Raw genomic sequence first — 2,997 nt, forward strand, 5'->3', positions numbered from 1 at the left:
GCTGGCCGGGCTGGCGGCGGCGCTGCTGGCCTGGCGGCTGCGCCGGGGCGGGCTGCTGGGGGCGCTGCTGGCCGGGCTGGCGGTGCTGGTGGCGGTGCGGGCGGCGCTGGGCTGAGGGCGGCGCCGCAGGGTGGCGTCCTGAGGGTGAGAACCCGATCAGGAGGCGTCGCTGCCGGCCCATACAGGTTCCTGGTCCTGGCTTTCCGCTGTGCCGCGAAATGAGAACTTTGCGAGAACAAACTGCTTCGGCAGAGTTGAGAAGCACTCACAGCAAGTGGGCAGGACGCGAAGAGGACTGTGAAATGGCCATTTTGGGCAGACAGGGCACAGGGCAGTTAGGCATTACGCTCATCGTGCAGGACGTCGCCGCAGCCGCAGACTTCTACCGGGATGTGCTCGGGGCCGAGGAGGTCCATCGCAGCCACCGGCCGCATCCCGGAGCCGTTCCCGACGCAAAGCCGGTGTCGGCGGAACTGCGGCTGGGCGGCGCCTACCTGACGGTTACGCGGGAGAACCCGCGCTGGCGGGAAGCGCCTCGCCCCGACTGGCCGCGCTCCCCATTCTCGGCCGGGGCGGCCTCCGCCTTCATGACCGTCTACGTGGACGATGTGGACGCCGTCTTCGCCAAGGCCCTGGCCGCGGGCGCCTCTCCGACCATCGAGGGCGGCGCCCCCGAAGACGCCTTCTGGGGCGACCGGATGGTCCAGTTCCATGACCCGGCCGGACATGTCTGGCGCGTCCTGACCCGCCTGGAGGACGTCGAGGTGTCCGATCTGCCTGCACGCTACACGGCGGCCCGAGCGGTGCATGGGGCGTCCAAGGGCCCGAACTGACGCTGTGCGGCGACAGGGGCTGTTCCGAGTCACACGCCTTCGGAGCAGGCTGGTGCGTAAACCGGCTATCCGCCCGCCTCGGACGTCCCGATCGGATCTTCGCCCTAGAGCAGATCGCCGTAGGGCGGCATCGCCCGCAGGCGTGAATCTGCTCTGCAAACAAAGGCGTAGAGCGTTTTCGGTGAACGCATGTAAACCGAAAACGCTCTAGAGCAGCCTATGGCCTGCCGGGTCGCGACGTGATCCGGCAGGCCGGGATAAGCTGCTCCAGATATTGCTCCGGCGCAGCTTCCCGGAGCAAAGACCCGCGAGGGCAGCGCATGGTGCGATGGCGGACCCGCAGGCGCCGCCCGCCTATTCCTGCCGCAGCCCTTCCGCCCGGATCATCGCCGCGGCGAAGCTCCGGTACTCGGCCATGGCGGCCGCCATCTCCGCTGGCGTGCTGCCGACCGGGGTCATGCCCAGCACCTCGAGCCGCGCCAGCACGTCCGGATCGGCCAGCGCCGCCACCACGGCCTGGTGCAGCCGGGCGATGCACTCCGGCGGCGTGCCGGACGGCGCCCAGAGGCTGGTCGCCTCCGCCCGCTCGAAACCCGGGAAGCCCTGCTCCGCGATGGTCGGCACATCGGGCAGGGAGGACATGCGCTGCGGCGAGGAGACGCCGAGGGCGCGCAGCTTGCCCTCCCGTACCAGCGGCACCGCCTGGGGCAGGGTGGAGAAGCCGAAATCCGTGTCGCCGCCCATCACCCCGGCAATGGACTGGCTGCCGCCGCGGTAATTGACATGCGTCGCGGTGATCCCCGCACGGCGCATCAGCATCACGCAGGTCATGTGCGGCCCGCCCACGATGCCGGAGGAGAAGTAGGTGAGCTGCCCCGGCGCCTTGCGCGCCAGGTCCAGCAGCTGGTCCAGGCTCTGTGCCGGATGGTCGGCCCGGACCACCAGCAGCAGCGGCGCCGAGGTGAGCTGGGAGACCGGGGTGAAGGCCGTCTGCGGATCGTAGGGCAGGTTCCGCAGCAGCATCGGGTTGGTGACGATGCCGAGGCCGGTGGCGAGCAGGGTGTAGCCATCCGCCGCCGCCCGTGCCGCCTCAGCCTCGCCGATCGAGCCGGAGGCGCCGCCGCGGTTGTCGAGCACCACCGGCTGGCCGAGGAAGCGGCTCATCGGGACGGAGACGAGGCGGGTCGGGGTATCGACGCCGCCGCCGGCCGGCCAGGCCACGACGACGCGGATGGGGCGGTTGGGATAGGAATCCTGCGCCAGGGCGGGGGCGGCCAGCAGCAGTGCCGGCAGGGAGCGACGAGTGAGCATCCGTTATTCCACCCTGATCCCTTCCGCCTGGATGATGGCGCCGAGCGTGCTGCGCTGCTCATTGTAGAAGGCCTGGAACTGTTCCGGCGTGCTGCCCACGGGGATCATGCCCAGCTCGCCCAGGCGCTTCACCGCATTGGGGTCGCGCATGCCGGCCTGGGCCGCCTCGGCCAGCCGGGCGATGACCGGGGCGGGGGTGCCGGTGGGGGTGTAGAAGCCCAGCCAGTCGGCGATGTCGAAATCCGGGAAGCCCTGTTCCTGCACCGTCGGCACATCCGGCAGGGCAGGCAGGCGTTCGTTGATGGAGACGGCGAGGCCGCGCAGCCGCCCCTCCCGCACCAGGGGCGTCGCCTGGGGCAGGGTGGAGAAGACGAATTCCGCATCCCCCGCCAGGATGCCGGCAATGGAGGCGGCGCCGCCGCGATAGGAGACGTGGTTGGCCGTCACCCCCGCCCGGCGCAGCAGCAGGGCCGGGGCCAGATGCGTCATCGTCCCGACGCCGGACGAGCCGAAGGGAATCTGCCCCGGTGCGGCCCGCATCCGTCCCAGCAGCTCCCCCAGCGTCTTCGAGGGATGATCCGCCCGCACCACGCAGAGCAGGGGGGAGCGGACCATCTGGCTGACCGGGGTGAGCTGCTTGGCGAAATCATAGGGCAGGCCAGGGATCAGCAGGTGGTTCACCGAGCCGCCGGCGGTATCCGCCAGCGTGGTGTAGCCATCCGGCGCCGCCTGGGCGACGACGCCCGCGCCGACCGAGCCGGAGGCGCCGGCCCGGTTCTCCAGCACCAGGGTCTGGCCCAGCACCTGCTGCATGGCCGGGGCGGCGAGGCGCATCGGGATATCCGCCCCGCCC

3 protein-coding genes are annotated in these 2,997 nt (G+C 70.9%); 1 reads left to right on the top strand and 2 read right to left on the bottom strand.

Features of this window, described 5'->3' with window-relative positions; translation table 11 throughout:
* Positions 1-302 precede the first annotated feature (302 nt).
* Positions 303-833, top strand: a complete 531-nt coding sequence (locus NJ376_RS26985) for a VOC family protein (RefSeq protein ID WP_252956459.1) — start codon at positions 303-305, stop codon at positions 831-833.
* 354 nt (positions 834-1,187) lie between these two features.
* On the opposite strand, the gene NJ376_RS26990 is transcribed toward NJ376_RS26985, so the two are convergent.
* Together NJ376_RS26990 and NJ376_RS26995 are read right to left on the bottom strand one after the other, a co-directional pair.
* A complete protein-coding gene (locus NJ376_RS26990) occupies positions 1,188-2,144 on the bottom strand; it encodes a Bug family tripartite tricarboxylate transporter substrate binding protein (protein WP_252956460.1) in 957 nt (318 codons plus the stop codon).
* 3 nt (positions 2,145-2,147) lie between these two features.
* The coding region (locus NJ376_RS26995; RefSeq protein WP_252956461.1) for a Bug family tripartite tricarboxylate transporter substrate binding protein at positions 2,148-2,997 on the bottom strand (850 nt) is incomplete at its 5' end.

This window comes from Siccirubricoccus soli (assembly GCF_024178315.1).
Classification (GTDB): domain Bacteria; phylum Pseudomonadota; class Alphaproteobacteria; order Acetobacterales; family Acetobacteraceae; genus Siccirubricoccus; species Siccirubricoccus soli.